The sequence below is a fragment of the Rhodococcus sp. LB1 genome (genome assembly GCF_001583455.1).
Classification (GTDB): domain Bacteria; phylum Actinomycetota; class Actinomycetes; order Mycobacteriales; family Mycobacteriaceae; genus Rhodococcus_F; species Rhodococcus_F opacus.
The window spans coordinates 36,588-61,893 of the sequence record NZ_LTCZ01000441.1 but is presented as its reverse complement, the minus strand read 5'-3'; the positions used below and the strand labels follow the sequence as shown (position 1 = coordinate 61,893).

The 25,306-nt window shown below is 68.3% G+C and carries 24 protein-coding genes; 13 read left to right on the top strand and 11 right to left on the bottom strand.

Going from position 1 to position 25,306, the window contains the following annotated elements:
- Positions 1 to 28: 28 nt before the first annotated feature.
- The 7 genes from AZG88_RS47775 to AZG88_RS51335 all read left to right on the top strand — a co-directional run bounded on the left by AZG88_RS47775 (position 29) and on the right by AZG88_RS51335 (position 8,068).
- Positions 29 to 1,021, top strand: a complete 993-nt coding sequence (locus tag AZG88_RS47775) for a helix-turn-helix transcriptional regulator (RefSeq protein ID WP_005242976.1) — start codon at positions 29 to 31, stop codon at positions 1,019 to 1,021.
- A complete protein-coding gene (locus AZG88_RS47770) occupies positions 1,018 to 1,998 on the top strand; it encodes a helix-turn-helix transcriptional regulator (protein WP_005242974.1) in 981 nt (326 codons plus the stop codon). Before AZG88_RS47775 ends, AZG88_RS47770 begins: the two co-directional genes overlap by 4 nt.
- Positions 1,995 to 3,059, top strand: coding sequence for a 2-dehydropantoate 2-reductase (locus tag AZG88_RS47765; RefSeq protein WP_005242972.1), 1,065 nt, complete (start codon positions 1,995 to 1,997; stop codon positions 3,057 to 3,059). Before AZG88_RS47770 ends, AZG88_RS47765 begins: the two co-directional genes overlap by 4 nt.
- 72 nt (positions 3,060 to 3,131) lie before the next feature.
- Entirely contained in the window at positions 3,132 to 3,407 is a 276-nt protein-coding gene (tatA, locus tag AZG88_RS47760) for a Sec-independent protein translocase subunit TatA (RefSeq protein ID WP_005242971.1), read from the top strand.
- 71 nt (positions 3,408 to 3,478) lie between these two features.
- Complete coding sequence (gene tatC / locus AZG88_RS47755; protein ID WP_025432816.1) at positions 3,479 to 4,519, top strand: twin-arginine translocase subunit TatC; 1,041 nt, start codon at positions 3,479 to 3,481, stop codon at positions 4,517 to 4,519.
- 18 nt (positions 4,520 to 4,537) lie between these two features.
- Complete coding sequence (locus tag AZG88_RS47750; RefSeq protein ID WP_061701493.1) at positions 4,538 to 7,273, top strand: DEAD/DEAH box helicase; 2,736 nt, start codon at positions 4,538 to 4,540, stop codon at positions 7,271 to 7,273.
- Between the two features lie 102 nt (positions 7,274 to 7,375).
- Positions 7,376 to 8,068, top strand: coding sequence for a DUF4333 domain-containing protein (locus tag AZG88_RS51335; RefSeq protein WP_005242966.1), 693 nt, complete (start codon positions 7,376 to 7,378; stop codon positions 8,066 to 8,068).
- Between the two features lie 24 nt (positions 8,069 to 8,092).
- Here AZG88_RS51335 and AZG88_RS47740 read toward each other — a convergent pair whose 3' ends face one another.
- A complete protein-coding gene (locus AZG88_RS47740) occupies positions 8,093 to 9,049 on the bottom strand; it encodes a 5'-3' exonuclease (protein ID WP_061046059.1) in 957 nt (318 codons plus the stop codon).
- A 36-nt stretch (positions 9,050 to 9,085) separates the two neighbouring features.
- Between AZG88_RS47740 and AZG88_RS47735 the strand changes: the two genes are divergently transcribed.
- Together AZG88_RS47735 and AZG88_RS47730 are read left to right on the top strand one after the other, a co-directional pair.
- On the top strand, positions 9,086 to 10,225 hold the full coding sequence (locus AZG88_RS47735; protein ID WP_061046058.1) for a M24 family metallopeptidase: 1,140 nt from the start codon (positions 9,086 to 9,088) through the stop codon (positions 10,223 to 10,225).
- Between the two features lie 118 nt (positions 10,226 to 10,343).
- The gene (locus AZG88_RS47730) at positions 10,344 to 11,102 is read left to right on the top strand and encodes a polyprenol monophosphomannose synthase (RefSeq protein ID WP_005242959.1); all 759 of its coding nucleotides are present in this window, start codon (positions 10,344 to 10,346) and stop codon (positions 11,100 to 11,102) included.
- Here AZG88_RS47730 and AZG88_RS47725 read toward each other — a convergent pair.
- The gene (locus AZG88_RS47725; RefSeq protein ID WP_005242958.1) at positions 11,062 to 11,475 is read right to left on the bottom strand and encodes a TIGR03618 family F420-dependent PPOX class oxidoreductase; all 414 of its coding nucleotides are present in this window, start codon (positions 11,473 to 11,475) and stop codon (positions 11,062 to 11,064) included. The genes AZG88_RS47730 and AZG88_RS47725 overlap by 41 nt on opposite strands.
- Before the next feature lie 30 nt (positions 11,476 to 11,505).
- Between AZG88_RS47725 and AZG88_RS47720 the strand changes: the two genes are divergently transcribed.
- The 4 genes from AZG88_RS47720 to AZG88_RS47705 are packed head-to-tail and all read left to right on the top strand — an operon-like array spanning position 11,506 to position 15,006.
- Entirely contained in the window at positions 11,506 to 12,282 is a 777-nt protein-coding gene (locus tag AZG88_RS47720; RefSeq protein ID WP_025432815.1) for an SDR family NAD(P)-dependent oxidoreductase, read from the top strand.
- On the top strand, positions 12,279 to 13,514 hold the full coding sequence (locus AZG88_RS47715; protein WP_061701474.1) for a bifunctional cobalt-precorrin-7 (C(5))-methyltransferase/cobalt-precorrin-6B (C(15))-methyltransferase: 1,236 nt from the start codon (positions 12,279 to 12,281) through the stop codon (positions 13,512 to 13,514). Before AZG88_RS47720 ends, AZG88_RS47715 begins: the two co-directional genes overlap by 4 nt.
- Complete coding sequence (gene cobM / locus AZG88_RS47710) at positions 13,511 to 14,260, top strand: precorrin-4 C(11)-methyltransferase (RefSeq protein WP_005242952.1); 750 nt, start codon at positions 13,511 to 13,513, stop codon at positions 14,258 to 14,260. Before AZG88_RS47715 ends, cobM begins: the two co-directional genes overlap by 4 nt.
- Positions 14,261 to 14,262: 2 nt before the next feature.
- Positions 14,263 to 15,006 carry a cobalt-precorrin-6A reductase gene (locus AZG88_RS47705; protein WP_061046056.1) on the top strand — a complete coding sequence of 248 codons (744 nt, stop codon included), beginning with the start codon at positions 14,263 to 14,265 and terminating at the stop codon, positions 15,004 to 15,006.
- A 21-nt stretch (positions 15,007 to 15,027) separates the two neighbouring features.
- On the opposite strand, the gene AZG88_RS47700 is transcribed toward AZG88_RS47705, so the two are convergent.
- The 9 genes from AZG88_RS47700 to AZG88_RS47660 form a co-directional block, all read right to left on the bottom strand.
- The gene (locus tag AZG88_RS47700; RefSeq protein WP_061046055.1) at positions 15,028 to 15,465 is read right to left on the bottom strand and encodes a cupin domain-containing protein; all 438 of its coding nucleotides are present in this window, start codon (positions 15,463 to 15,465) and stop codon (positions 15,028 to 15,030) included.
- A 204-nt stretch (positions 15,466 to 15,669) separates the two neighbouring features.
- Entirely contained in the window at positions 15,670 to 17,412 is a 1,743-nt protein-coding gene (locus tag AZG88_RS47695; protein ID WP_005242946.1) for a flavin-containing monooxygenase, read from the bottom strand.
- A gap of 29 nt (positions 17,413 to 17,441) precedes the next feature.
- Positions 17,442 to 18,503 (bottom strand): SDR family oxidoreductase, encoded by a 1,062-nt coding sequence (locus AZG88_RS47690; RefSeq protein ID WP_005242944.1) that lies wholly within the window; start codon positions 18,501 to 18,503, stop codon positions 17,442 to 17,444.
- On the bottom strand, positions 18,500 to 20,002 hold the full coding sequence (locus AZG88_RS47685) for an NAD-dependent succinate-semialdehyde dehydrogenase (RefSeq protein ID WP_037179660.1): 1,503 nt from the start codon (positions 20,000 to 20,002) through the stop codon (positions 18,500 to 18,502). The genes AZG88_RS47690 and AZG88_RS47685 overlap by 4 nt, the downstream gene beginning before the upstream one ends.
- A 19-nt stretch (positions 20,003 to 20,021) precedes the next feature.
- The gene (locus AZG88_RS47680) at positions 20,022 to 21,035 is read right to left on the bottom strand and encodes an ABC transporter permease (RefSeq protein ID WP_005242941.1); all 1,014 of its coding nucleotides are present in this window, start codon (positions 21,033 to 21,035) and stop codon (positions 20,022 to 20,024) included.
- Positions 21,032 to 22,567, bottom strand: a complete 1,536-nt coding sequence (locus AZG88_RS47675) for a sugar ABC transporter ATP-binding protein (RefSeq protein WP_005242940.1) — start codon at positions 22,565 to 22,567, stop codon at positions 21,032 to 21,034. The genes AZG88_RS47680 and AZG88_RS47675 overlap by 4 nt, the downstream gene beginning before the upstream one ends.
- A gap of 3 nt (positions 22,568 to 22,570) precedes the next feature.
- A complete protein-coding gene (locus AZG88_RS47670) occupies positions 22,571 to 23,539 on the bottom strand; it encodes a substrate-binding domain-containing protein (protein WP_005242938.1) in 969 nt (322 codons plus the stop codon).
- A gap of 31 nt (positions 23,540 to 23,570) precedes the next feature.
- Positions 23,571 to 24,359: an SDR family NAD(P)-dependent oxidoreductase gene (locus tag AZG88_RS47665; protein WP_005242937.1), complete on the bottom strand. Its 789-nt coding sequence runs from the start codon at positions 24,357 to 24,359 to the stop codon at positions 23,571 to 23,573.
- 122 nt (positions 24,360 to 24,481) lie between these two features.
- A complete protein-coding gene (locus AZG88_RS47660) occupies positions 24,482 to 25,252 on the bottom strand; it encodes an IclR family transcriptional regulator (RefSeq protein ID WP_231914475.1) in 771 nt (256 codons plus the stop codon).
- Between the last annotated feature and the right edge of the window lie 54 nt (positions 25,253 to 25,306).

The following is a 25,306-nucleotide window of genomic DNA, read 5'->3' as shown; positions in this document are numbered from 1 at the left end:
AACGGGCTCACCCACTAGGCTTCCGGGCGTGCCGACTTCCAAGATCGAGCGGTTGATGAACCTGGTGATCTGTTTGTTGTCCACCAGACAGTTCCTTACCGCCGAGAAGATTCGCGAGAGCGTTGCCGGGTACGCCGACTCCGCGAGCGACGAGGCGTTCAGCCGCATGTTCGAACGCGACAAGAACGAGCTCCGGGATCTCGGTGTTCCGCTCGAGACCGGGCAGGCGTCGCGCTTCTCGACGGTCGAGGGCTACCGCATCAACCGCAACGCGTACGAGCTCCCCGACATCGACCTCAGCCAGGAGGAGTCCGCGGCGGTCGCGGTGGCGGTCCAGCTGTGGGAGTCCCCGGAGTTGACGTCCGCGGCTCAGGGGGCACTGCTCAAGCTGCGTGCGGCGGGTGTGCAGGTGGATCCGGATTCGGCCGCCACCCCGATCACCGCGGTGCCCGCCCGCACCCGAGGCTCCGAACCGGCGCTCGGCAAGCTGCTGGCCGCGGTCGATGCGGGCCGTGCCGTGCATTTCCCGCACCGCGGCGCCCTGAACGAGCCGTACACCCAGCGCACCGTCGAACCCTGGGGTGTCGTCACCGCGCACGGCCGGTGGTACCTCGTCGGTCACGACGTCGACCGGGGGGCTGTCCGGACGTTCCGGCTGTCGCGGATCGGCGACGACGTGACGGAGTTCGGACCGTCGGGGGTCGTCCACAAACCGGCGGGCGTCGACCTCCGGGAGATCGTCGACCGGGTCACCGGTTCGGGTGAGGTCACCGGCACCGCGACTGTGTGGGTGGCCGAGGGCCGTGCCCAGGAATTGCGCCGACTGGCGACCACTGCGGAGGAGAAGCGGGTGAACGAGCGCAGCGGCACCGTGCTCGGGATCCCGGTCCGCTCCCGGGACTGGATCGCGCGGCTGGTCGCGGGCCACGGGGCGGACGCCCTGGTCCTCGATCCGCCCGAACTACGTCACGATGTGCTGACCAAGCTGAAGGACGCCGCACGGGAAGGGGGGACGTCGTGAGCAACAGGCTGTCGTCGAGACTGTCCCGGCTCCTCAACCTGGTGCCGTACTTCATCGCGAACCCCGGGATGAGTGCGGCCGAGGCCGCCGCCGAACTGGGCGTCACCACCACACAGCTGATGTCCGACCTCAACCAGTTGTGGGTGTGCGGGCTGCCCGGCTACGGTCCCGGCGACCTCATCGACCTCTCGTTCTCCGAGGAGAGCATCGAGGTGACGTTCTCGGCGGGCATCGACCGCCCGCTGCGGTTGACGTCCACCGAGGCGACCGCGCTTCTGATTGCCCTGCGTTCGCTGGTGGAGATGCCGGGCATGGTCGATCCGTCCGCGGCGCACAGCGCGATCGCGAAGATCGAGGACGCCGCGGGCACCGCGGCGGCCCGCGCGGCGGTGACGCCGGCGTCGGAGCGGGAGGCGGTGGAGGACGTGGCGGAGGATCCCATCGCCGCCACGGTGCGGTCCGCGCTTCATCATCGGCGTGCCCTCCACCTGACGTACTACTCGGCCTCCCGGGACCGCGTCACCGAGCGCACCGTGGATCCGGTGCGGGTCGTGCTGGTCGACAATCAGAGTTACCTGCAGGCGTGGTGCCGGCAGGCCGAGGGGGTCCGGCTGTTCCGGCTCGACCGGATCGACGCCGCCACCGAGCTGGACGAGCCGTCCACACCGCCGGCGCAGGCTCTCGTGCGGGATTCCAACCTGGAATTGTTCAGCGGCGACGCGTCCCTTCCCCAGGCCCGGTTGCACATCGGCGCCGACTGCGTCTGGGTGCTCGACTACTACCCGATGGACGTCCGGACGGTCGCCGCCGACGGCTCGGTGGAGGCGAGCATGAGTTACGGGGCGCTCGAGTGGATGGCCCGGCTCGTGCTCGGGTTCGGTGCCGGAATCACGGTGCTCGAACCGGCGGAACTGGTCGACGAGGTGCGCCGCCGGGCCGTGGAGGCATTGTCCGCCTACGACGCCGTCGAGGCATGAGCGGCGACGGGCGTCCGCTGCGGATCAGCGTCTTCGGCGCGGGCAGCATCGGCTGCTATGTCGGGGGCCGGCTCGCGGCGGCCGGCGCCGAGGTGACCCTGATCGGCCGGGAGCGCGTCGGGGCGGAGATCCGCGACCACGGGTTGCGGCTGACGGACCTGCACGGAGCGGATATCCGGGTCGGTGCCTCCGACATCGCCTTCGCCACCGGCCCCGAGTCGGCGGCCACGGCCGATCTCGTCGTGGTCTCGGTGAAGTCGGCGGGGACACCGGAGGCAGGTGCCGCACTGGCGTCGGCGATCGGTTTCGACACGGTGGTGGTCAGTGCGCAGAACGGGCTGGGCAATGCGGACACCCTGCGCGCGGCACTGCCGGAGCACGTCGTTCTCGCGGCGATGGTGCCGTTCAACGTGGTGCACCGCGGCGACGGGCATTTCCACCAGGGCTCCGAGGGTGACCTCGAGATCGAGCAGCATCCGGCGGTGCGCGCATTCGCGGCGGTGTTCGACGACGCCGGGCTGCCGCTGCACGCACGTGAGGACTTCCGCTCGGTGCAGTGGGCGAAGCTGCTGCTCAACCTGAACAACGCGGTCAACGCCCTGTCCGGTCTGCCGCTCCGCGAGGAGTTGTCGCAGCGGTCGTTCCGGCGCGCGGTCGCCCTGGCCCAGCGGGAAGCGCTCGCCCTGCTGACCGCCCGCGGCATCGCTGTCGCCAAGCTCACGCCGCTGCCGCCGCAGTGGATTCCCCGGTTGCTGACCGTCCCGGACGGGGTGTTCCGGGTGGCGGGCAGCCGGATGCTGGCCATCGACCCGCACGCGCGATCCTCGATGTGGGACGACCTCGAAGCGGGCAGGCGCACCGAGGTGGACTGGATCAGCGGGGAGGTCGTGCGGCTGGCCGCGGCGTCGGGTGCGGACGCCCCTGTGAACGCGCGGCTGGTCGAACTGATCCGCGCGGCCGAGGCGGGCGGGAACCGGCATTGGTCCGGGGACGCCCTGCTCGCCGATCTGCGCTCACAGCGGGCACCCAGGAAACCGACAGGCAAACGGCAGCGCAACTAGCAAGTTTCGACCGGGCTGGTGCCGTGTATGTCCGGTAGCATCGGGGTCACCTGATCTTTTGGAGGTTTCATCATGGGAGCCATGAGCCCCTGGCACTGGGCCATCGTCGCGCTGGTCGTCATCATCCTGTTCGGTTCCAAGAAGCTGCCCGATGCGGCTCGTGGACTCGGCCGTTCGCTCCGCATCTTCAAGAGCGAGGTCAAGGAGATGCAGAACGACAACAGCACGCCGGCGCCCACCGCGCAGCAGAGCGCGCCCGCCGAGCTGCCCGTGGCAGACACCACGGCCGCACCGGTCACCCCGCCGGCGCCGGTGCAGCCGCAGCACACCGAGCCGAAGTCGGCTTAGCCCGAGCCGCCTGACAACCGGGGTGAATCTTCACCCCGGTTGCCTGCTGACCAAGACTAGGGCGAACAACAGTGCGAATTCCGTTCGATCCGCGCACCAGCAAGCGGAGGACCAATCCCGACGGCACGATGTCGTTGGTCGATCACCTCTACGAGCTGCGGACGCGACTGCTCCTGTCGGTGCTGGCCATCCTGGTCACCACCGCAGTGGGCTTCTACTGGTACTCCCACCAGATTCTCGGGATCGAGAGCCTCGGTGAGCTCCTGCAGGGACCGTACTGCTCGCTGCCGGCGTCGAGTCGCGCCGACCTGACCAGCGACGGGTCGTGCCGCCTCCTCGCGACCGGACCGTTCGAGCAGTTCATGCTCCGGTTCAAAGTTGCGTTGACGGCGGGCATCGTCCTCGCCTGTCCGATCTGGCTGTACCAACTGTGGGCGTTCATCACTCCCGGCCTGTACGCGAAGGAACGTCGCTACGCGATCGGCTTCGTGGTGTCCGGCGCGGTGCTGTTCATCGCGGGCGCCGTCCTCGCCTACGTGGTGGTCGCGAAGGCCCTGCACTTCCTGCTGACGATCGGTGACAACGTCCAGATCACCGCACTCGGCGGCGCGGAATACTTCGGGTTCATCATCAACCTGCTGATCATCTTCGGTGTCAGCTTCGAGATCCCGCTGCTCATCGTCGCGCTGAACTTCGTCGGCATCCTGCCCTACGCGAAGCTCAAGGCGTGGCGCCGCGGCCTGATCTTCGCTCTGTTCGTGTTCGCCGCGATCGCCACCCCCGGGCAGGACCCGTTCTCGATGCTCGCGCTCGCGTTCGCGCTGACCCTGCTGTTCGAGGTCGCCGTGCAGATCGCCCGCCTCAACGACCGCCGCAAGGCCCGTCGCACGGAACAGGAATGGGGTGCTCTCGACGACGACGAGGCGTCGACGATCGCCGCGCCGACGGACCTGAACGAGGCGTTCGACGTCGCCGCCACACCGGTCCCCGAGCCGGCGGGCCGGTTCCGGCGGTCCCGCAAGTCGGGCAAGTCCGGCGCTGCGAACAAGAACGACGACGCGAGCACGACCGGCAGCAACACACCGGGTCAGGACTTCTCCGACACCCTGTGACAATCTGACGGGGTGGCAGTGACAACAGGTGACACGACCGGCGGCACCGAACTCGATGTGTTCTCGGCGCAGCTCGGCTTCGTGCTCGACCCCTTCCAGATCAACGCCTGCCGCGCGCTCGAGGGCGGCCACGGCGTCCTCGTCTGCGCCCCGACCGGCGCGGGAAAGACCGTGGTCGGCGAATTCGCCGTGCACCTGGCGCTCGGCGCCGGGCGTAAGTGCTTCTACACCACACCGATCAAGGCGCTGAGCAACCAGAAGTACGCGGAACTGGTGCGGCGGTACGGCAAGGACACGGTCGGGCTGCTGACCGGCGATTCGAGCATCAACTCGGACGCCCCGGTGGTCGTCATGACCACCGAGGTGCTGCGGAACATGCTGTACGCCGACTCCCCGGCGCTGCGCGGATTGTCCCACGTCGTCATGGACGAGGTGCACTTCCTGGCGGACCGGTTCCGCGGGGCCGTGTGGGAAGAGGTGATCCTGCACCTTTCCGAGGACGTCCGCCTCGTCAGCCTGTCTGCGACCGTCAGCAACGCCGAGGAGTTCGGCGCGTGGATGGAAACGGTGCGCGGCGACACCACCGTGGTGGTCGACGAGAACCGCCCGATCCCGCTGTGGCAGCACATCATGGTCGGGAAGCGGCTGTTCGACCTGTTCGACACGAGGGCGCGCAGCGGGGACGCGCTCGAGGATCTGGTGGTCGACCAGGATCTGGTCCGTCACGTCAAACAACGGCAGGCCCTCGAGCGGGCCGACTCGTGGGAGTCGCGGGGCAGGGGACGCCGCGGTGGCGGCCGCGGGTTCTCCAACGACTTCCGGCCGCTGCCCCGACCGGAAGTGATCTCGCGCCTCGACGACGAGGGACTCCTCCCGGCGATCACGTTCATCTTCAGCCGCGCCGGGTGCGACGCCGCGCTGGCCCAGTGCCTGCGGTCCCGCCTCGATCTGACGACGCCGGAGCAGGTCGCCGAGATCCGGACCATCATCGACGCGCACACCGCCGAGTTGCCGAAGGCCGATCTGGAGGTCCTCGGGTACTGGGAATGGCGCAAGGCGCTCGAGCGGGGCCTCGCCGCGCACCACGCGGGGATGCTGCCGGCGTTCCGGCAGACGGTCGAGGAGTTGTTCGTCAAGGGACTGATCCGGGCCGTGTTCGCCACCGAGACGCTGGCGCTCGGCATCAACATGCCCGCCCGCACGGTCGTCCTCGAACGCCTCGTCAAATACAACGGCGAGGCCCACGCCGAACTCACCCCGGGGGAGTACACGCAGCTCACCGGCCGGGCCGGACGTCGCGGCATCGACATCGAGGGTCACGCGGTAGTCCTGTGGCAGCCCGGGGTGGAACCCGTGGACGTCGCCGGGCTGGCCTCCACACGCACGTTCCCGCTCCGCAGCTCGTTCCGTCCCGGCTACAACATGACCATCAACCTGGTCGATCGCATGGGCGCGGCGGAATCACGGGCCCTGCTCGAGCGGTCGTTCGCCCAATTCCAGGCCGACCGGTCCGTGGTCGGCCTGACGCGCGGCATCGAACGTAACGAGGCCGCGCTCACCACGCTCCGCGAACGGCTGGGCGGCGAGGACGGCGAGTACTTCGAATACGCGCACCTGCGGGAGGAACTGAGCAGCCGGGAACGGACACTCGAACGGGCAGGCCGAACCGAACGACGGGACGCCGCCGTCGCCTCGCTCGTCGCACTGCGGCGCGGCGACGTGATCGCGATCCCCGTCGGACGGCACTCCGGTCTGGCCGTGGTGCTGGAACCGGACCGGGACCCGACGGATCCGAAACCACTGATCCTCACCGAGGCGAAGTGGGCGGGCCGGGTGTCGGCCGGCGACTTCCCCGAGCCTGCACGGTCTTTGGGATCGATGCGGTTGCCGCGGCGCTTCGATCACCACACCGCCCGCGTGCGACGCGATCTGGCATCGGCATTGCGCAGCACCGGAATCGTTGCGCCGGGTCGCCGGAAGCGAAAGAAGTCGGGTGCCGGCGCCGACGACGCCGAGATCGCGCGGCTGCGGCGCGCCATCCGGCAGCACCCGTGCCACAGTTGGCCCGACCGCGAGCAGCTCAGCCGGATCGGTGAACGCTACAACCGGCTGGCCCGCGAGACCGAGACGATGCGGCAGAAGGTGGCTGCCACGACGAACTCGTTGGCGCGCACGTTCGATCGCATCCTGTCGCTGCTCGCCGAGCGCGACTACATCTCGGCGGGCGAACACCCCGACGCCACCGAACACGGCACGCGGTTGAGTCGAATCTATTGCGAGAGCGACCTCTTGGTGGCCGAGTGCCTCCGGCAGGGTGTGTGGAAGGGCCTCGGGCCCGCGGAGCTCGCCGCCGTCGTGTCCGCCGTGATCTTCGAATCGCGCCGTGAAGGGGACACCGTCGAAGGTGGCGGTCCGGGAGCATTGCGGCACGCCCTCGACGAGACGGTGCGGGTGTGGCGGGAGCTACGGGCGGACGAGATCCGGCACAAACTGCCGCCCACCCGTGAGCCGGACCTCGGCTTCGCTGCCGCGATCTTCCACTGGGCGAGCGACAATTCGCTCGTCGAGGCGCTGATCGCGGCAGGAGATCAGGGGCGTGCGCTGTCTGCCGGCGACTTCGTGCGGTGGTGCAGGCAGGTGATCGACCTGCTCGAACAGGTCCGGTCGACGTCCCCCGATCCGGAGGTCGGCAAGGCCGCAGGTCGTGCGGTCGCGGCGATCCGCCGCGGTGTCGTCGCCGTGGATGCTGCGTGACCCGACGCCGTGTGGTTGGATTCGCACGCCGTCCGAGGGCCCGAATCCGATGGTGGGGCGTTACGGTAGGTACAAAACTTGACACGTGAGCGGGAGGCGACGATGAGCGGCCCTTACGGACCGAACGACCCGAACGGGCAATGGGCCCAGGGACAGCAACCGGGCCAGGGTAACCCTGACCAGACCGGCGGCCAGTACGGGGCGCCGCAGTACGGTCAGCAGCCGCCCGCCCAGCCGTGGGGACAGCCGGCACCGGGTCAGCCTCAGCAGCCCGGGCAGCCGCAGTGGGGTCAGCACCCGCAGCAGCCCGGGCAGCCGCAGTGGGGTCAGCAGCCGCAACCCGGTCAGCTCGGACAGCCGGGTCCGGGACAGTGGGGTCAGCAGCCCGGGCAGCAGCCGCAGTGGGGTCAGCAACCGGGTCAGCCGCAGCAGTGGGGCCCGACCCCCGGCCAGCAGCAGTGGGGGCAGCCGCCGTCGTCGGGGAAGTCGAAGCTGCCGTTGATCATCGGCGGTGTGGTGGCTCTGCTGGTGATCGTGGGTATCGCCCTGGTGCTCGCGTTCACGGTGTTCGGCACGGACACACTCGACCAGAAGGCGGCCGAGGACGGTGTCGAGCGCATCGTCACCGATTCGTACGGCGCCGAGAACGTGTCCGGTGTCACGTGCCCCGCGGATCAGGAAGTGAAGAAGGGCAACAGCTTCACGTGCAGTCTCACCGTGGACGGTGAGAAGAAGCAGGTCACTCTCACCTTCACCGACGACAAGGGCACGTACGAGGTGAGCCGCCCCAGTTAGACACGCCCTCGGCCCACCCGGCCGTCACGGAACCCGTGCGGCGGCCACCTTTTTCATCGCCGCCGTGAGGCGGCCGACGGAATTCTCGATTCCGAGTTCCTCCGCCAGCCTGCCGAGCCGGTCCGCATCGACCGGTTCGGCGGGCAGCGTGTCTTCGCGGGACAGTTCGACATCCGCGTTCCGCACCACCCGCACCACCGGCAGTGCCGCGTCGAGATAGTCGGCTGCGGCGGCGAATTTCGCGCGCGCACCCTTCGCCATGTCGGATTCGGGATCGACTGCGGCGGCCCGCAGGGCGGTGAGCGATCCGTATTGCATGATCAGGCTCGACGCGGTCTTCTCGCCGATTCCCTTCACACCCGGCAGCCCGTCGGACGAGTCGCCGCGCAGCAGGGCGAGTTCGGCGTAGGCCTCACCGGCCCGGTCGGCGGGCACCCCGTACTTGGCTGCGACCTCTTCCGGCCCGAGCAGTTCGGCCTTGGCGAGGCCGCGCACCACGTACAGCACCCGCACCGGCACCGGGTCGTCCGTGACGACCTGCAGGAGGTCGCGGTCGCCGGTGACGACGATGGTGGTGTCGCGGGTCTCGGTGGCGGCCAGGGTGCCGAGAACGTCGTCGGCCTCGAGGCCTTCCGCACCGGCGGTCGCGATTCCGGTGGCGGCCAGGACATCCAGGATCATCGGCACCTGCGGCGACAGGGTGTCGGGCACCTCTTCCTCCGCCCCGCCGGTGTCCTCGGCGACCCGGTGCGCCTTGTAGGTGGGCACGGCCTCGACGCGGAACGCGGGCCGCCAGTCGAGGTCGAGGCACACCGCGAGCCGGGACGGCTGGTGCTTGGTGATCAGTGCGGCCACCATGTCGGTGAACCCGCGCACCGCGTTGACGGATCGACCGTCGGGTGAGGTGATCGAGTCGGGTAGCGCGTAGTACGCGCGAAACCACAGGCTGGCACCGTCGAGGAGAAGCAGAGGCCCTGTCATGACCCTCATCCTGCCAAACCGGTTTAGCCTGAAGCCATGAGTTCCCTCGGCGCATCGACTTCTCGCTTCCCGACCACCATCTATGCCGACCGGATCGCTCGCGCAGGCGCACTGGCCCGCGACGCCGGACTCGACGGCCTCCTCATCACCCCCGGACCCGACCTGCGGTATCTGCTGGGTTCGCGCGCGGAGTCGTTCGAACGGCTCACCTGCCTGGTGATTCCCGCGAACGGCGACACCGCGTCCGTGGTCGTGCCGCGGCTCGAACTGGCGTCGCTCACCGAGTCGGCGGCGTCCGAACTCGGGTTGACGATCCGCGACTGGGTCGACGGGGTCGACCCGTACTCGTTGGTGTCGGGACTGCTGCCGTCGCCTGCCCGGACCGCCGTCACCGATGCGATGCCTGCGCTGCACCTGATTCCGCTGTCGGAGGCGCTCGGCGCGCTGCCGCTCCTGGCCACCGGGGTGCTGCGGGAGCTGCGGATGGTCAAGGACGACGCGGAGATCGACGCGTTGCGCCGGGCCGGTCAGGCCATCGACCGAGTCCACGCTCGGATGGCGGAGTTCCTGAAGGTCGGCCGCACCGAGGCCGAGGTGGCGGCGGACATCACCGCCGCGATCCTGGCGGAGGGACACACCGAGGCGGCGTTCGTCATCGTCGGCTCGGGGCCGCACGGCGCCGACCCGCACCACGAGGTGTCCGAGCGGGTCGTCGAATCGGGTGACGTCGTGGTCATCGACATCGGCGGACCCGTCGAGCCCGGCTACAACTCCGACTCCACCCGCACGTACAGCATGGGTGAGCCCGATCCGGGTGTGGCCGCCAAGTTCGCGGTACTGGAGGAGGCGCAGGCGGCGGCCGTCGACCTGGTGCGTCCCGGCATCACCGCCGAGGCGGTCGACGCGGCCGCCCGCGACCTGCTGGCCGCGCAGGGGCTGGCCGAGGTGTTCGTGCACCGGACCGGGCACGGAATCGGGTTGTCGGTGCACGAGGAGCCGTACATCGTGTCGGGTAACGCGATCGAGCTGGCCGAGGGGATGGCGTTCAGCGTGGAGCCGGGCATCTACTTCCGCGGGGAGTGGGGTGCACGAATCGAGGACATCGTCATCGTGACCGCCGACGGCTGTGAGCCGGTCAACACCCGGCCCCACGGGCTGACGGTTCTCCCCGGCTGAGCACCGGGAGTGTGCGGGGGCGGTGCGGCGCGGGTAGTAACATCTTCCATTTGTTCACGACCGCACTCGCCGCTGCACGTCTGCGGAGAGTCGGGATCACAGATCACGCGAAGGTGTCATGGAAAGCGTCGCCCCGAAGGTAACCGTCGTCGTACCGACCTACAACGAACGCGACAACCTGCCCAAGATCGTCGAGCTTCTCGCGGCGTCGGAAATTCCGAACCTGCATGTGCTGGTCGTCGACGACAACTCGCCGGACGGCACAGGTGAGGTCGCCGATACGCTCGCGCAGAGCGGTCCGATCCCGGTCGGAGTCCTGCACCGGACCGTGAAGGACGGCCTCGGACGGGCCTACGTCGCCGGGATGACCCGGGCGCTCGCCGAGGGCGCGGACATCGTGATCCAGATGGACGCCGACCTGTCGCACCCCACCGAAGCCATCCCGCGGATGGTGGAGACCCTGGCGACGACGGATGCGGCCGTCGTCCTCGGCTCCCGCTACGTGGCCGGTGGCGCGGTCGCCAGCGACTGGCCCTGGCATCGCAAGGCGCTGTCGGCGTGGGCGAACTTCTACGTCAACGCGATCCTGCGGTTGCGCGTCAAGGACGCCACCGCGGGGTTCAAGGCGTGGCACGCGGACACGCTGCGGGCCATCGACGTCGACGGTGTGCAGAGCAACGGGTACGCGTTCCAGGTGGAGATGAACTATCGCACGGTGCAGCGCGGCATGACCATCGCCGAGGTCCCGATCCGTTTCGAGGAGCGCACCGACGGGGTGTCCAAGATGAGCCTCGCCGTGCAGATAGAGTCCGCGCTGGTCCCGTGGAAGTTGCGGTTCAGTGGTGACGCAGCGCAGCCGAGCCGAGTACGCGGCTGACGGCGATCTCCACGACCACGCGGGTCGGGTTCACCCGGGGCTGGCGGTACCTGGCGGCGTAGCGGGCCACGGCGTCGGCGACGGACTCGGGGTCGGTCAACACCCGGGCGGGGCCCTCGAGGGTCATCCAGCGCGGCCCGTCCACCTGGCTCACCGCGCCATACCCTCCGCGTTCGGCGTTGAGGGCCTTCTGCGAGGAGCCGTTGGTGATGACCCGCGCCAGCCCGTGCTCCTGATCCCAGGTGAAGCCGACGGCGACGACGTGCGGGGTGCCGTTCTTGCGGAGCGTGGTGAGCGTCCCGAGATGGTATTCGCCGAGGAAGGTGAGCGCCGCGTCGGTCAGGCGGATCGGGGTGGAGGGGGTGCGGTCCATGCCCCGACGGTAATCCAGGACACTGGACGGGTGAGCCTGGGATCGAAGAAGAACAGCGGCAAGCCCGGCGACGACGGGGTGGTACTCCTCCTCGGTGGTCGCAGTGAGATCGGCCTCGAGATCGCCACCCGCCTCGCGCCCGGCCGCACGATCGTCCTCGCCGCCCGCCGCAGCACCGAACTCGGCGCCGAACGGCAGGCGCTGCTGGACGCGGGCGCGTCCGTGGTGGACTGCGTGGAATTCGACGCCGACGACCTCGACAGCCACGAGAAGCTGCTGCGGTCCGTGGTGGACGCGCACGGACCGCTGTCGGTGGCAGTGCTGGCGTTCGGCATTCTCGGCGATCAGGCGCGCGCTGAGCGGGACGCACGGCACGCCGTTGCCGTGGTCCACACCGACTACGTCGCGCAGGTCGGTGTGCTCACGCATCTCGCGACCCTGCTCCGGGAACAGCGGTCGGGACGGATCGTGGTGTTCTCGTCCGTCGCGGGTGTGCGCGTGCGCCGCGCCAACTACGTGTACGGGTCGGCGAAGGCGGGCCTGGACGGGTTCGCCTCGGGTCTCGGTGACGCCCTCCACGGCAGCGGCGTCTCCCTCCTGCTCGTGCGGTCGGGTTTCGTGATCGGCCGGATGACCGAGGGGATGTCGCCGGCGCCGATGTCGAGCACACCGGCACAGGTCGCGGACGCGGTCGTGCGGGGTCTGCACCGCGGTGCGAGCCGAGTGTGGGTGCCGGGACGGTTGCGCCCGGTGTTCTTCGTCATGAGGTTGCTGCCGCAGGCGGTCTGGCGCCGGATGCCGCGATGACCGACCCGATCGTCGTCGTCGGTATCGGTGCCGACGGGTGGGACGGTCTGTCGGCGTCCGCGCGACGCTCGATCGAGGGCGCCGACGTCGTGATGGGTTCGGGCCGGCAACTCGCCCTGATTCCCGAGTCGCCGGCGCTGCGGGTGGCCTGGCCGTCCCCGCTCGTCCCCGCGCTGCCGGGCCTGTTCGAACAGCACCACGACCGGCGGGTGTGCGTCCTGGCCAGCGGAGACCCGATGTTCCACGGTATCGGCGTCACCCTCGTCGACCTCCTCGGTGCGGAGCGGGTGCGGGTGATCTCGCACCCGTCGTCGGCCACGCTGGCCTGCGCCCGGCTGGGCTGGGCGGCGCACGAGACGCCCGTGGTCAGTCTCGTGAACCGGCCCGTGGACACTCTCCTGCCTGCACTCGGCGATCACACGCGACTGCTCGTGCTGAGCCGCGACGAGCACACTCCCGCCGCCGCGGCCGAACTCCTGACGAAACACGGGTTCGGACTGTCGCGGCTCACCGTGCTCGGCGAACTGGGCGGACCCGCCGAGTCGAGGCTCGACGGCACGGCGTCGGCCTGGTCGCACGAGCCGGGGGCCCGGCTGAACGTGGTCGCGATCGACTGCCGGGCCGATTCCGGCACCCTCCGGTTGACCCGGATGCCCGGACTGCCCGACGTCGCGTTCACGGGCGACGGGCAGATGACCAAACACGAGATCCGCGCCCTGACGCTCTGCGCCCTCGCCCCCGCGGCGGGGGAGCTGCTGTGGGACGTGGGAGGTGGGTCCGGCACGGTCGCGATCGAATGGATGCGCACCCACCCCCTCTGCCGGGCAGTGACTTTCGAGCGCAGCGCGGCACGTGCCGACCAGATCGAGTCGAACGCTTCAGCGCTCGGGGTGCCGTCTCTCCCCGTGTTCGGTGACGCACCCGCAGCGTTCGAGGACGTACCGCCGGAACTGTCCACACCGGACGCGATCTTCGTCGGCGGTGGCGTCACGCAGGACGGTCTGCTCGAGGAGTGCTGGTCCCGGCTTCGGCTCGGCGGCCGGATGGTCGCCAACGCGGTGACAGCGGAATCGGAAGCACTTCTGCTGCAGTGGTTCTCGAAATGCGGAGGGCAGCTCCGCAAGTTTCAGGTGTATCGCGGTGAGCCGCTCGGCGGGTTCACCGCGTGGCGGCCGCAACTGCCGGTTGCGCAGTGGTCGGTGACGAAGCAGTCGAAAGGTGATGCGGCATGACGGTGTACTTCATCGGAGCAGGTCCCGGCGCGGCCGACCTGGTCACGGTCCGCGCGCAGCGGATCATCGCGGCGAGCCCCGTCTGCCTGTACGCGGGCAGTCTCGTCCCGCAGGAACTGCTGGCGGAATGCCCCGAGGGTGCGAGGGTGATCGACACGGCGCGGCTGAGTCTCGACGAGATCGTCGCCCTGCTGATCGAGGCGGACGCCGCCGGTCAGGACGTCGCCCGGCTGCATTCGGGTGATCCGTCGATCTTCAGTGCCGTCGCCGAACAGGTGCGCCGGCTCGAGGCTGCAGGCGTCGCGTACACCGTGGTGCCCGGGGTTCCCGCGTTCACCGCCGCGGCGGCGTCGCTGGGGCGGGAGCTGACCGTTCCCGGTGTCTCGCAGTCGATCGTGCTGACCCGCGTGTCCACGCTGTCCACCGCGATGCCGGAGGGTGAGGACCTGCGTTCCCTCGGCCGCAGCGGTGCCACGATGGTGGTGCACCTCGGTGCGCACCGGATCGATCAGATCGCCCTGGAACTCACCGAGAACTACGGCCGCGACTGTCCCGCCGCCGTAGTCGCGTTCGCGTCGCGTCCCGACGAGATCGTGCTCCGCGGCACCCTGGCCACGATCGCCGATCAGGTGAAGGCCGCGGGCGTCACGAAGACCGCCGTGGTGATCGTCGGGAAAGTGCTTGCTGCCGAAGGATTTCCGGACAGCTACCTGTATTCCGCCACCCGCGAGCGCACCACCCACTGAGCGTGGCACGGATCCTGATCCTCGGCGGCACCGGGGAAGCCCGAGCGCTCGCCGCCGCACTCACGGACGTTCCGGGGGTCGACACCGTGTCCTCCCTCGCCGGCCGGGTCCGCGATCCGCGCCTGCCCGTCGGCGACGTGCGGATCGGCGGATTCGGGGGAGCGGACGGACTCGACGAGTGGCTGCGCGCGCATCCCGTCGACGCGATCGTGGACGCGACACACCCGTTCGCGGCGCAGATCACGAGCAACGCCGCCGATGCCGCGCACCGTCGCGGGATACCGCACGTCGTGCTGCGGCGCCCGGAATGGTCTCCACGTCCCGGCGAACGCTGGCACAGCGCCGCCGACCTCGCCGACGCGGCCGCCCTGCTGCCCGACCTGGGAACGAGAGTCTTCCTCACCATCGGCAGGCAGGGTGTTGACGCGTTCGCCGGCCTGCACGCACTGTGGTTTCTGATCCGCGCGATCGATCCACCCGACGTGGCGACGCCACCGCAGTCGACACTGCTGCTCGCCCGCGGGCCGTTCGCGGTGGCCGACGAGATCGCACTGATGCGCGAGCACCGCATCGACGTCCTGGTCACCAAGAACAGTGGCGGCGGTCAGACCGACGCGAAACTCGACGCAGCCCGCGCACTGAGCGTGCCTGTGCTGATGATTCGCCGTCCACCGTTGCCGTCGGCAACAGCAACGGTGGACGACGTCGCGGGAGCAGTCGAGTGGATCGACTCGGTCACACGATGAGGACGTGGGCGCGGTGACCCGTCAGCAGGCCGGCGCCGGCGCGTCCTCGGACAGGGGCTTGCCCTCCGGTTCCGTGTAGAACGCGAGCAACACCAGCGGTTCGGTGCCCAGATTCGAGCCCTCGTGGACGTGATCGCTTCCGTGGTCCTCGGTGATCGCCTGACCGGCTGTCGTCACCGCTTCCGTGCAGTCCTGCAGAGTGCGGGACAGCACACCCGATTCGACGAACGCGTACACCGGACCGTCGTGGTAGTGCCATCCCGTCGTGCCGCCGGGGGCGATCTCGATGCGCCGCAGCGTGAGATCCGTGCCCGCCGAACTGCCCGCGACCGCCGGAATCGTCGTCTCGAACAGAACCTGCGCGGTCACACCCGAAGACGGCGTGGCCTGGGCCGGAGACGTGGACAGTACCGCGGCGACGGCACAGGACAAGACGACCACACTCGATCTGAGCAGCATCGTGACGACCTCTCGGCGCGCTGGCCCCGCACACTGTGCGCAGGCATCCAGGGGAGTGCATTCCGGCGTGTCCAGGGTAGGGCTCCGGAGAGAGCCGCCGCGGAGATATCCGCGAAACCCGATCCCGCGTGGACTACTTCAGCCGCACTTCGAGACGACCTCCCCGTCATCGTCGCACCGATATCGCGCCCGGGCCGGTCGGAGTCAGCCGTTGTCGAGTTCGGTGCGGATCTGCATGGCCAGGACCTTGGAGTAGATCCGGCACAGCTGGAAGTTGCCGGCGGAGAACCACAGTCCGGGTTGTGCGGTCCGCCTCCACGTGTTGCGGACCTCGCCCTCGTCGTCGTATCCCCAGATGGGGCCGACCGTGTCGGCGATCTCGTCGCCGAGCAGCGCGCGGACACCCTCTTGCTGGGTCTGGTATCCGGTCGCCAGGATGACGGCGTCGGCCTCGACGACGTCACCGTTGGTCAAACTCACACCGTCGGCGACGAAGCCTGCCGTGTCGGCGTACTGGACCAGCCCGACCTGCCCGGAGATCAGCAGATCCGAACAGCCGACGTTGAGGTAGTAGCCGCCGCCGCGGCGCATGAACTTCATTTGCTGGCCGGTGTCCTCTTCGCCGTAATCGGTTCGGAAACCGATGCGATTGAGGGCGGCGATCAGGTCCTTGTCGAGTTCCTTCATCGTTGCGGTGATCATCTGGCTGCCGGTGTAGAGGTCGGGATAGACCGTCGCCATCGAGAGGAGGTCGCAGTCCTCGAGGGTCGGTGCAGTCAGGTACGACGCATCCGCCGCCGCGGCCGAGGGGTCGACGCTCACGATGGTGGTCGAACTGCGCTGCACCATCGTCACGTCGATACCGTGAGCATGCAGGTCCTGGGCGACATCGTGGGCACTGTTCCCGGTTCCGACGATGACGACTCGCTGACCCGCGAATTCGCCGGCGTCGTCGTATTCGCTCGAGTGCAGCGTGCGACCGGCGAACTGAGAAAGTCCGGGTAGCTCCGGGACGTACGGGATGCCGCTGACACCCGTCGCGATCACGACGTGCTTGGGGCGCAGGGTGCGAACGGTGCCGTCGCCGCGACGAACCCGCGCAACCCAGGACTGCGACTGTTCGTCGTAGTCTCCGCCGATGAAGGCGGTGGCACCCCAGAAGTTGATTTCCATGGCCTCGACGTACGCCTCGAACCACCCGGCGAGCTTGTCCTTGGGAACGAACTGCGGCCACGTTGCGGGGAAGGGCATGTACGGGAGGTCGTTGAGCCACACCGCGTTGTGCAGGGTCAGGGCGTGGTATCGGGTGCGCCAGTTGTCGCCGGGCCGCGCATGGGTGTCCACGACGAGGGCATCGACGTCGAGCTGTCCGAGCCGGGCCGCGAGGGTCAGTCCCGACTGGCCACCGCCGACGATCAGCACGTCGGGGTCGCGGCTCTCGTAGGCTTGCGCGGCGACACGGCGGTCCAGCCAGTTGGGGCCACCGAACTTGGACGAGTCCGCCTGTCCGACGGGCCGGTGCTCGCCGGTGCGTTCGGGGTGGTCGGCCAGCTGGTCGAGCGTTGTGAACAGGGAGCGTACGAGCAGACCGCGTTCCGGCACGTCGACCAGCCGTGCGACCCCGACCGCGGACCCGGCGAGGGTGTCGAACTCGAAGATGACCTCCAGGCAGGGGATACCCGCCCGCTCCACCAGACGGGGAGGCGTCCGGTTTTCGGCGATCCGGATGTTCGTCGCCTTCGTGAGCTTCTGGCGGCGGAGCAACTCCGCGGGAATCTCGTCGCTGAACGTGCGCAGATCCCCGGTGAATGCCAGCACGTCGCGCCAGTAGGACTGCGGGGCGAAGACAGCGGTGGGCGCGAGTTCGGCGGTGAGGAACCGGGAGAATCCGTCGAGCCACGCCTGCGCGTCGGTTCGAAGATCGGTGTCACTGAAAGTGGTGGTCATGATGTAGTCCTGTCGAAAGTGTAAATGGGTTACGGAATCAGGCGAAGATGCTGGAGCTGCTCGAGGTTGGCGACGAAGCTCTCGTGGGTGTCGATGCACGCGGTGAAGCCGGCCTGGCGGATCTTGATCGTGCTCTGCACCATGTCGGACTCCATGGCGAACCATCCGTCGACGAACGGCCAGGCTGCCACTGCGGACAGCGGCAGCGGACGTAGCTGGTGCCGGGCCACGACGTCGTCCCAGAGTGCGGATTTGTCCGCCATCTGCTCGGCGAGCGTCATCGGCTGCATCGGTGCGACGTCCATGCCGAAGAAGCCGGCGATGTCCGACCACAGATGCTGCCAGCGGAAGTTGTCACCGTTGGTGACGTTGAAGACCTCTCCGCGCGCGGTTTCGGCCTCGAGTGCCCAGTGCACAGCTGCGCCCACGACGCCACTGTCCGTTGCCTGGTGCAGCGCCGTCCAGGCTTTCGGCGTGCCGGGGAAGCGCAGGGGCAGACCTTGATGTCGGCACAGGGTTGCGTAGACGCCGACACCGGTCAGCATGTTCATCGGTGATCCGATGCTCACCCCCAGCACTGCATCCGGTCGGAGGACGGTCCAGGTGTACCCGTGCTGCCGGGCGTCGGCGAAGAGCAGGTCCTCCTGGTCGTTGTAGAAGATGGGACCGAGGTGGCGGGGGTCGGTCTCCTTGGCGGGTGTCTTGTAGAAGCCGAGGTGCTCGCCGTACGACTTTCCACCGCCGATCAGAACGACGTGCCGAAGGGTGGAGGGTGACCCGCCGACCGCCTCGAGCACGTGCCGAAGCATCGCGACGTTCGGTGCGACGGTGGCCGCCATCGACTCACGTTCGGCGTACGCGGCGTAGACGATCGTGTCGATGTCGGAACGGCCGGCCAAGGCAGCCGAGGTGGCCGCGCCGTCGAGGAGATCGACCTGGATGTGGTCGGCGGCTGTCGTCCTGCCCGGCAGCTCGACCGGGCCGCGGCGTGCCACCGTAACCACGTCCCTGCCCTCGTCGGTCAGCGTGCGTACCACTGCGCTGCCGATCACTCCGTGGGCGCCGACGACCAGAGTCTTTCCGTCGCTCATGCGATGCCTCCGGTGCTCGTGGGTGCGGTGCCCGCGCCCAGTGCGACGTACTTCGTCTCGAGGTATTCGGCGAGGCCTTCCGGGCCGCCTTCCCGCCCGTAGCCGGAATGTTTGACACCGCCGAAGGGTGCTGCCGCGTTCGACACCGTTCCCTGGTTGATCGCGACCATTCCGCTGTCGAGTTGTTCGGCGGCGCGGAACGCGCGGTCCAGGTCGCGGGTGAACACATAGGCCGCGAGCCCGTACCGACTCGAGTTCGCGGATTCGAGAACCGCGGTTTCGTCGTCGAAGGAGATGATCGGCGCGACGGGCCCGAAGATCTCCTCCTGGATCAGGAGCGCGTCACCGGGCACGTCGGTGAGGACAGTGGGCGCGAAGAAGCAGCCCGGGCGGTCGAGGGCGTGCCCGCCCGTCTCGACGCGTGCGCCCTTGGCGACGGCGTCGTCGACCAGCCTCTGCACCTGGCGCCGCTGCTTGTCGTCGATGAGCGGGCCGATGTCGGTGCGGGGGTCCATGCCCGGGCCGATGGTCAGCGCGGAGAACCGTTCGGCGAGTTCGGCAGCGAACTCGCCGGCGATCGAGGAATGGACGTACAGGCGGTTGGCGCTGGTGCAGGCTTCCCCGTTGTTGCGCAGTTTCGCCTGTATCGCGGCGTCCACAGCCGAGCCGATGTCCGCATCGTCGAAGACGATGAACGGGGCGTTGCCTCCGAGTTCGAGCGACACGCGCAGCAACTGGTCGGCCGATTGCCGGACCAGTGACTGTCCTACCTCGGTCGAGCCGGTGAACGAGATCTTCCGCAGCCGTGGATCATTCATCGCCGCGGCCACGATTCGGGTCGAATCACTGCTGGGCACGATGTTGACCACTCCGGGGGGAACACCGGCTTCCTCGAGGATCGACGCCGTCGCCAGCATGCTCAGCGGAGTCTGCTTCGCCGGTTTGACGATGCAGGTGCAGCCTGCCGCCAGCGCGGGGCCGATCTTGCGGGTGCCCATCGCCAGGGGAAAGTTCCACGGTGTGACGAACAGGCACGGACCGACGGGCTGGGCCATCGTGACGATCCTGCCGACCCCCGATTCGGTGGGGGTGTAGCGGCCGCCGATGCGCACCGCTTCCTCGGAGTACCAGCGCAGGTATTCGGCTGCGTACGTCACCTCGGCCTGGGCCTGGGCGTAGGGCTTACCCATCTCGAGCGTGGTCAGGGTGGCGAGGTAGTCGGATCGCTCGAGCATGAGCGTGTAGGCGCGGCGCAGGATGTCCGAGCGCACCCGGGGAGCGGTGCGTGCCCAGTCTCGTTGGGCGGCCGCGGCGGCGTCGACAGCGGCGGCCATGTCGGCGAGCCCGCCGTCGGCGATCTCGGCGATCACGTCGCCGGTGGCGGGGTTCTCCACCGCGATGGTCTGACCCGTACCGGGTGACACCCACCTGCCTCCGATGAACAGATCGGTGGGCACTTTTGCCAGTGCGGCATCGGGTTTCATGGTTTCGTACGTCATGGTTTCCTTTGGTCGTGTGTCAAGCATGCTGCGCCCCCGAGGACTTCATGCGCAGCCGGTCCAGCGCCACCGCGAGCACGATGACCGCGCCCTGGATGATCTGCTGGTAGAACGTCGAGACGTCGAGCAGCGTCATACCGTTGACGAGAACCCCGATGATCGCCGCACCCACCAAGGTGCCGATCAACGAGCCTCGCCCACCCATCAGTGACGTCCCGCCGAGGACCACGGCAGCGATCGCGGACAATTCGTATCCGGCGCCGAGGTCCGGCACCGCGCTCTGCAGACGGGCCGATGCGATGATTCCGCCCACGGCGGCGCAGAGGCCGGAGATCACGTACACGGTGGTGAGCACTCGCCGGACGGGGATGCCGGCCAGCCGGGCGGCTTCGGCATTGCCGCCGACTGCGCGAACCCAGCGTCCGAAGACGGTGCGATTGAGCAGATACCACCCGCCCGCGAAGACCGCGGCCATGACGAGCACCGGAATCGGCACGCCGAGAAGGGAGCCGTGGCCGAGGACGGCGTAGCCGAGGTCCGTCGAGAACAGGGTCTTGCCGCCCGTACCGACGTAGGTCACTCCGCGTAGGTACGTCAGCGCGGCGAGGGTGACGATGAACGACGCCAGCCCGAGCCCGGCCACCAGCACACCGTTGATCAATCCGATGATCAGGCCGGCGGCCAGCGCACCGAGCAGGGCGACCGGGGCGGGAGCGCCGTTGATGGAGAGAGCGACGGCGACGAATGCGGTCACGCCCACCGCCGAACCGACGGACAGGTCGATGCCTCCGGTCATGATGACGAAGGTCAGTCCCGCACCGAGTATGGCGGTCACGGAGATCTGCCGGGCGACGTCGAAAAGGTTGTCCACCGACAGGAAATACGGTGCGACCGCGGAGAACACGACGATCAGCACGATGAGCGCAAGTGCCACACCGAGCCGATCGGCGAGTGCGGCGACGTGGTGGCGGATGCCGTTCGAGCGCGGGTGCGGCGCCGCCGGCAGGGTGGGGGAGGGAAGTCGGGTGGTCATGAGGTTACCTCGGTGAGCGATGGAGGGGCAGTCGCGCTTCCGGTGGCGTGCCGGATGATGTCTTCCTCGGTCATGCCGTCGCCGGAGACCTCGGCGACGATCTCGCCTTCGCGCATGACGAGGATGCGGTCGGAGAGCCCGATGACCTCCGGAAGCTCGGAGGAGATCAACAGTATTGCAACGCCTTTCGATGCGACCTCGTTGATGAGTGCGTAGATGTCGGCCTTGGCTCCGATGTCGACGCCGCGGGTGGGTTCGTCGAGGATGAGTACCGACGGTTGTTTGGCGAGACAGCGTGCGAGCAGGACCTTCTGCTGATTGCCGCCGGAGAGGTCCCCGACGCGCTGGTCGACGCCGGTGGTCTTGACGCGCATCTGCTCGGTGTATCGAGTGGCCGCGCGCTTCAACGCTGCCGGTGAGGTCCGGCCGAAACGGTTGCGGCCGAACGTAGTACCGAGGCAGACGTTGTCGGCGATCGACATGTCGAGGAACAAGCCTTGTTCTTTACGGCTCTCCGGGAGCATCACGATCCCGGCTGCAGCCGTCGAGCGGGGGTTGCCGAGGTCGACGTGTCGTTCGTCGACCTCGACGCGGCCGGCCGCGGCTTTGTCGAAGCCTGCCACCAGGCGGCACAGTTCACTTCGGCCCGCGCCGACGATGCCGGCCAATCCGACGACCTCGCCCGCGCGGACCTCGATCGAGCACGGTTGCACTCTGTCGGAGGAGAGATCGCTGACCTGGAGGCGGACGTCGGTGCATGTCGTGGCTCGCCGGTGCTGGTACATCGTTTCGACCGGTCTGCCCACCATCGACGTGACGATCCGGTCCGGGGTCATGTCCGCTCGGGCCATCGAGTCGGCGACGACGCCGTCGCGGAGGACGGTGACGTGATCGGCGATGCGGTCGATTTCCGCCATCCGGTGACTGATGTACAGCATGGCCAGACCGTGCGCCTTGAGTTCGGCGACCAGGCGGAGCAGGTTGTCGGCCTCGTCCTGAGAGAGTGCGGCGGTCGGTTCGTCCAGAACGAGGATCCGGGGCTCCTCGGACAGGGCGCGGGCGATCTCGACCAACTGTTGCTGACCCGTACTGAGTTCGGCCACATAGGTTTCGGGCCGGATAGCCGATCCCACCCGGGCCAGGGCCGCGACCGCGAGTCGGCGGGCGGCACCGCGGTCCAATCGACCCAGGCGGTGCCGTGGCTCGCGGCCGAGCACCATGTTCTCGGCGACGGTGAGTTCGGGAACGACACTGAGCTCTTGATGGATGACCGTGAGTCCGTGTGCGCGCGCGTCGCCCGGGCCGCTGAAGTGCGCTGGGGCGCCGGCGATGTGGATCGTTCCCGAGTCCGGTTGGTAGATTCCGGTCAGCACCTTGATCAGGGTCGATTTTCCTGCACCGTTCTCACCGGCGAGGACGGAGACCGATCCGGAATGCAAGGACAATGACACCCCGCGCAGCACCGAGTTGCCGTTGAAGGACTTCGTGATGCCTTCGAGATGCGCTGCGGGGACCTTCGTGAGCGTACCCATGGTTCATCCCCAGGTGTTGTAGGCAGTGATGGTGTCGGCGGTGACGAGGACGGTAGGAATCAATGTCGGTGCGCTGTCGACTTTCTCGCCGCCGGCGAGACGAACGGCGGTGTCGAGTCCCGAGCGGCCGAGCTGGGCGGGGTCCTGCCCCGAGGTGGCGATGATGGAACTCTTGCCGAGGAGGTCGGTCAGTTGTTTCGCGCCGTCCACTCCGACGACCTTCACGTCGACACCCTTTTGCTGTGCAGCGAGGGAGATTCCGATCGCGGTGGGATCATTGACGCCGAAGAAGCCGTCCACGTCGGGGTTCGCGGTGAGGATGGTGCTCGCGACGTTCATGGCCTTGTCTCGGGTGAGATCTGCGCGCTGAGTGGCAACGACCTCGACATCCGGGTGTGCGTCGAACGCTTCCTGGCAACCCTGCATGCGGTCCGAGATCGCGGATACGGCGGCCCCGTCGACGATGGCCACTTTGCCGGATCCGCCGAGTTGCTCGACGAGATACGTGCACGCTTCGCGGCCTGCCTGGACGTTGTCGCTGGTCACGGTCGCGTCGGCGCCGATCGCGGTGACATCGACGGCGACGACGGGGATGTTCGCCTGTGTCGCCCGGAGCAAGGCGGGACCGATGCCGTCGGAATCGACGGCGTCGACGATGATCGAGTCCACCTTCTGCCGGATGAACGTATCGATCTGGTCGCTTTGCACGGCGACGTCGGCATTGGCGTACTGGACGGACACTTCCACGCGCTTCTCGGCGGCGGCCGTTTCGATCGCCTGGCCTTCCGCGAGGAAGAAGGGGTTCGACGCCGCGTTGAGGGTGACGCCGATCGTGGTCCTGCCGTCGTCTCCGGCACCCGCGCCGGACGCGCACGCCGTCATGGTGCCGGCCGCTATCAGCGCGGTACCCAGGGCAGCGGCGATCTTCGACGGCGTTTTCGCACGCGGACAGGTTCTATCGAGAACTGACATCTGGCTGTTCCTTCTTGCTGGTCTGGATCGGTCAGACGACGGGCGTGACGCCGCCGTCGATGCAGAAATTCGCCCCCGACACGAAACTTGCGCGGGTGGACGCGAGATAGACGACGATGCCCGCCACCTCGTCCACGGTTCCCAGCCGTCCAACCGGGATCTTGTTCAGTTCAACGTATTTGGCGAGCGCAGTCTCTTTGTCGACGCCGAATTCGGCCGCCAGCGAATCGGCGATACCGCCGGGCCGGTCGTAGATCGGAGATCGGATGAACGCCGGCGACACGACGTTCGATCGGATGCCTTCGGAGGTGAACTCCGCGGCGAGGACTTTCGAGAGCATCAGAATCGCAGCTTTGGAGACGCTGTAGTCGGGCAGCCGGGGATTGGGCATCCGGGCCGCTTCCGATGCGATGTGGACGAGGGCGCCGTCGCCGTGCCGGCGCATGGCTGTGATCGCCGCACGGGACGCCCGGACATAGCCCATCAGATTGAGGTCCAGCGTGAGCGCCCAGTCGTCGTCGGACGTCGTCAGGAAGCTGTCGCGTACCGGTGCGACACCGGCGTTGTTGACCAGGACGTCGACGCGCCCGAACTGGTCGAGCGCGAAGTCGATCATCGTCTGGGCGCCGGACGGATCGAGGAGGTCGACGTTCGTCAGGCGTAGGTGCTCGGAATCGTGGGGCAGGTCCGAGGTGGTGACGTCGAGATCGGCGCCGACCACCTCGGCCCCCGCTGCGAGCATGTGTCGAACACAGGCCCCGCCGATGCCGCCCCCTGCACCGGTGATCACGACCACGCGGTCGTGAAGCTCGCCGCTCATGTCCTTGCCTCCTGCTGGTGAGTTGAACCACTGACTGTGGTGCTCACCACTGTCTCACGTCACGGACGACATGTCTAGTAGGCGGGACAAACTAACCAAGGAGGACGCGAATGGGTGGGGTGCTACCCGAAGTTCGCGACCTTCTGGCCGGCGAGATCTACGCCGAGGGCACGAGAAATCTCCTGTCCGCCGCTGATCACCTCCGCCTTCCAGCGGTCGCTATCGGCTCCGAGGATGGATTCGCGAACGCCGCTGATCGACAGTGCGGCCCGGACCCGGCCCTGGTAGTCGATGATCGGGACGCCGATCGCGGCCACGCCGACCGTCACGTCCTGGTCGCTGATCGCGATCCCCTCGTCGCGGGTGCGCCGCAGAAGTGCCCGCAATTCGGATGGCTCGGCGGGGGTGGAGGGCGTCAGTCGTGTCAGCGGCGTGTTGCGGGCGATATAGGCCTCCCACTCGCTCTCATCTCGGAATGCCAGGATGGCGCGGGAGGCGGCACCAGTGTGCATCGGCAGGGACCCGCCCAGCCGCAGGGCCAGCGACTGCACGCGTTTGCCGTCGAGGCGTTCGATGCAGACTGCCTGGTCGCCGCGGGGAACGCAGAGGAATACCGTCTCGCCGGTGAGTGCGTGCAGCCGTTCCATGACCGGCTGTGCGAACTGGCGCTCGTCGAACCGTTCGACCACTGCCGAACCGAGTGACACCAACTTGAACCCGAGGCGGAACTTGCCGCGCCGCGATCCCGCCTCCACGAGGTCTTCCTCTTGCAAGCTCGCCAGCAGGCGGTACATCGAGCTGCGCGGCTCGTTTATCGCTTCCGCGATTTCGGTGGCGGTTGCCTCCCCCTTGGCCAGGAAGTCGAGCAACTCCGCGACCTTGCGTACCAACATCAAACTTCCGTCATTTGCCATACGTCCAGATTATCGCTCAGTGGACAAACAGTC

Coding starts and splice junctions, on each gene's coding strand:
- AZG88_RS47715 (WP_061701474.1), top strand. CDS start 12,279: ATGACCGACCCGATCGTCGTCGTCGGTATCGGTGCCGACGGGTGGGAC.
- AZG88_RS47725 (WP_005242958.1), bottom strand. CDS start 11,475: ATGGACCGCACCCCCTCCACCCCGATCCGCCTGACCGACGCGGCGCTC.
- AZG88_RS47740 (WP_061046059.1), bottom strand. CDS start 9,049: ATGACAGGGCCTCTGCTTCTCCTCGACGGTGCCAGCCTGTGGTTTCGC.
- cobM (WP_005242952.1), top strand. CDS start 13,511: ATGACGGTGTACTTCATCGGAGCAGGTCCCGGCGCGGCCGACCTGGTC.
- AZG88_RS47765 (WP_005242972.1), top strand. CDS start 1,995: ATGAGCGGCGACGGGCGTCCGCTGCGGATCAGCGTCTTCGGCGCGGGC.
- AZG88_RS47730 (WP_005242959.1), top strand. CDS start 10,344: ATGGAAAGCGTCGCCCCGAAGGTAACCGTCGTCGTACCGACCTACAAC.
- AZG88_RS47685 (WP_037179660.1), bottom strand. CDS start 20,002: ATGACGTACGAAACCATGAAACCCGATGCCGCACTGGCAAAAGTGCCC.
- AZG88_RS47660 (WP_231914475.1), bottom strand. CDS start 25,252: ATGTTGGTACGCAAGGTCGCGGAGTTGCTCGACTTCCTGGCCAAGGGG.
- AZG88_RS47700 (WP_061046055.1), bottom strand. CDS start 15,465: ATGCTGCTCAGATCGAGTGTGGTCGTCTTGTCCTGTGCCGTCGCCGCG.
- AZG88_RS47680 (WP_005242941.1), bottom strand. CDS start 21,035: ATGACCACCCGACTTCCCTCCCCCACCCTGCCGGCGGCGCCGCACCCG.
- AZG88_RS47735 (WP_061046058.1), top strand. CDS start 9,086: ATGAGTTCCCTCGGCGCATCGACTTCTCGCTTCCCGACCACCATCTAT.
- AZG88_RS47675 (WP_005242940.1), bottom strand. CDS start 22,567: ATGGGTACGCTCACGAAGGTCCCCGCAGCGCATCTCGAAGGCATCACG.
- AZG88_RS47690 (WP_005242944.1), bottom strand. CDS start 18,503: ATGAGCGACGGAAAGACTCTGGTCGTCGGCGCCCACGGAGTGATCGGC.
- tatA (WP_005242971.1), top strand. CDS start 3,132: ATGGGAGCCATGAGCCCCTGGCACTGGGCCATCGTCGCGCTGGTCGTC.
- AZG88_RS47665 (WP_005242937.1), bottom strand. CDS start 24,359: ATGAGCGGCGAGCTTCACGACCGCGTGGTCGTGATCACCGGTGCAGGG.
- AZG88_RS47670 (WP_005242938.1), bottom strand. CDS start 23,539: ATGTCAGTTCTCGATAGAACCTGTCCGCGTGCGAAAACGCCGTCGAAG.
- AZG88_RS51335 (WP_005242966.1), top strand. CDS start 7,376: ATGAGCGGCCCTTACGGACCGAACGACCCGAACGGGCAATGGGCCCAG.
- AZG88_RS47695 (WP_005242946.1), bottom strand. CDS start 17,412: ATGACCACCACTTTCAGTGACACCGATCTTCGAACCGACGCGCAGGCG.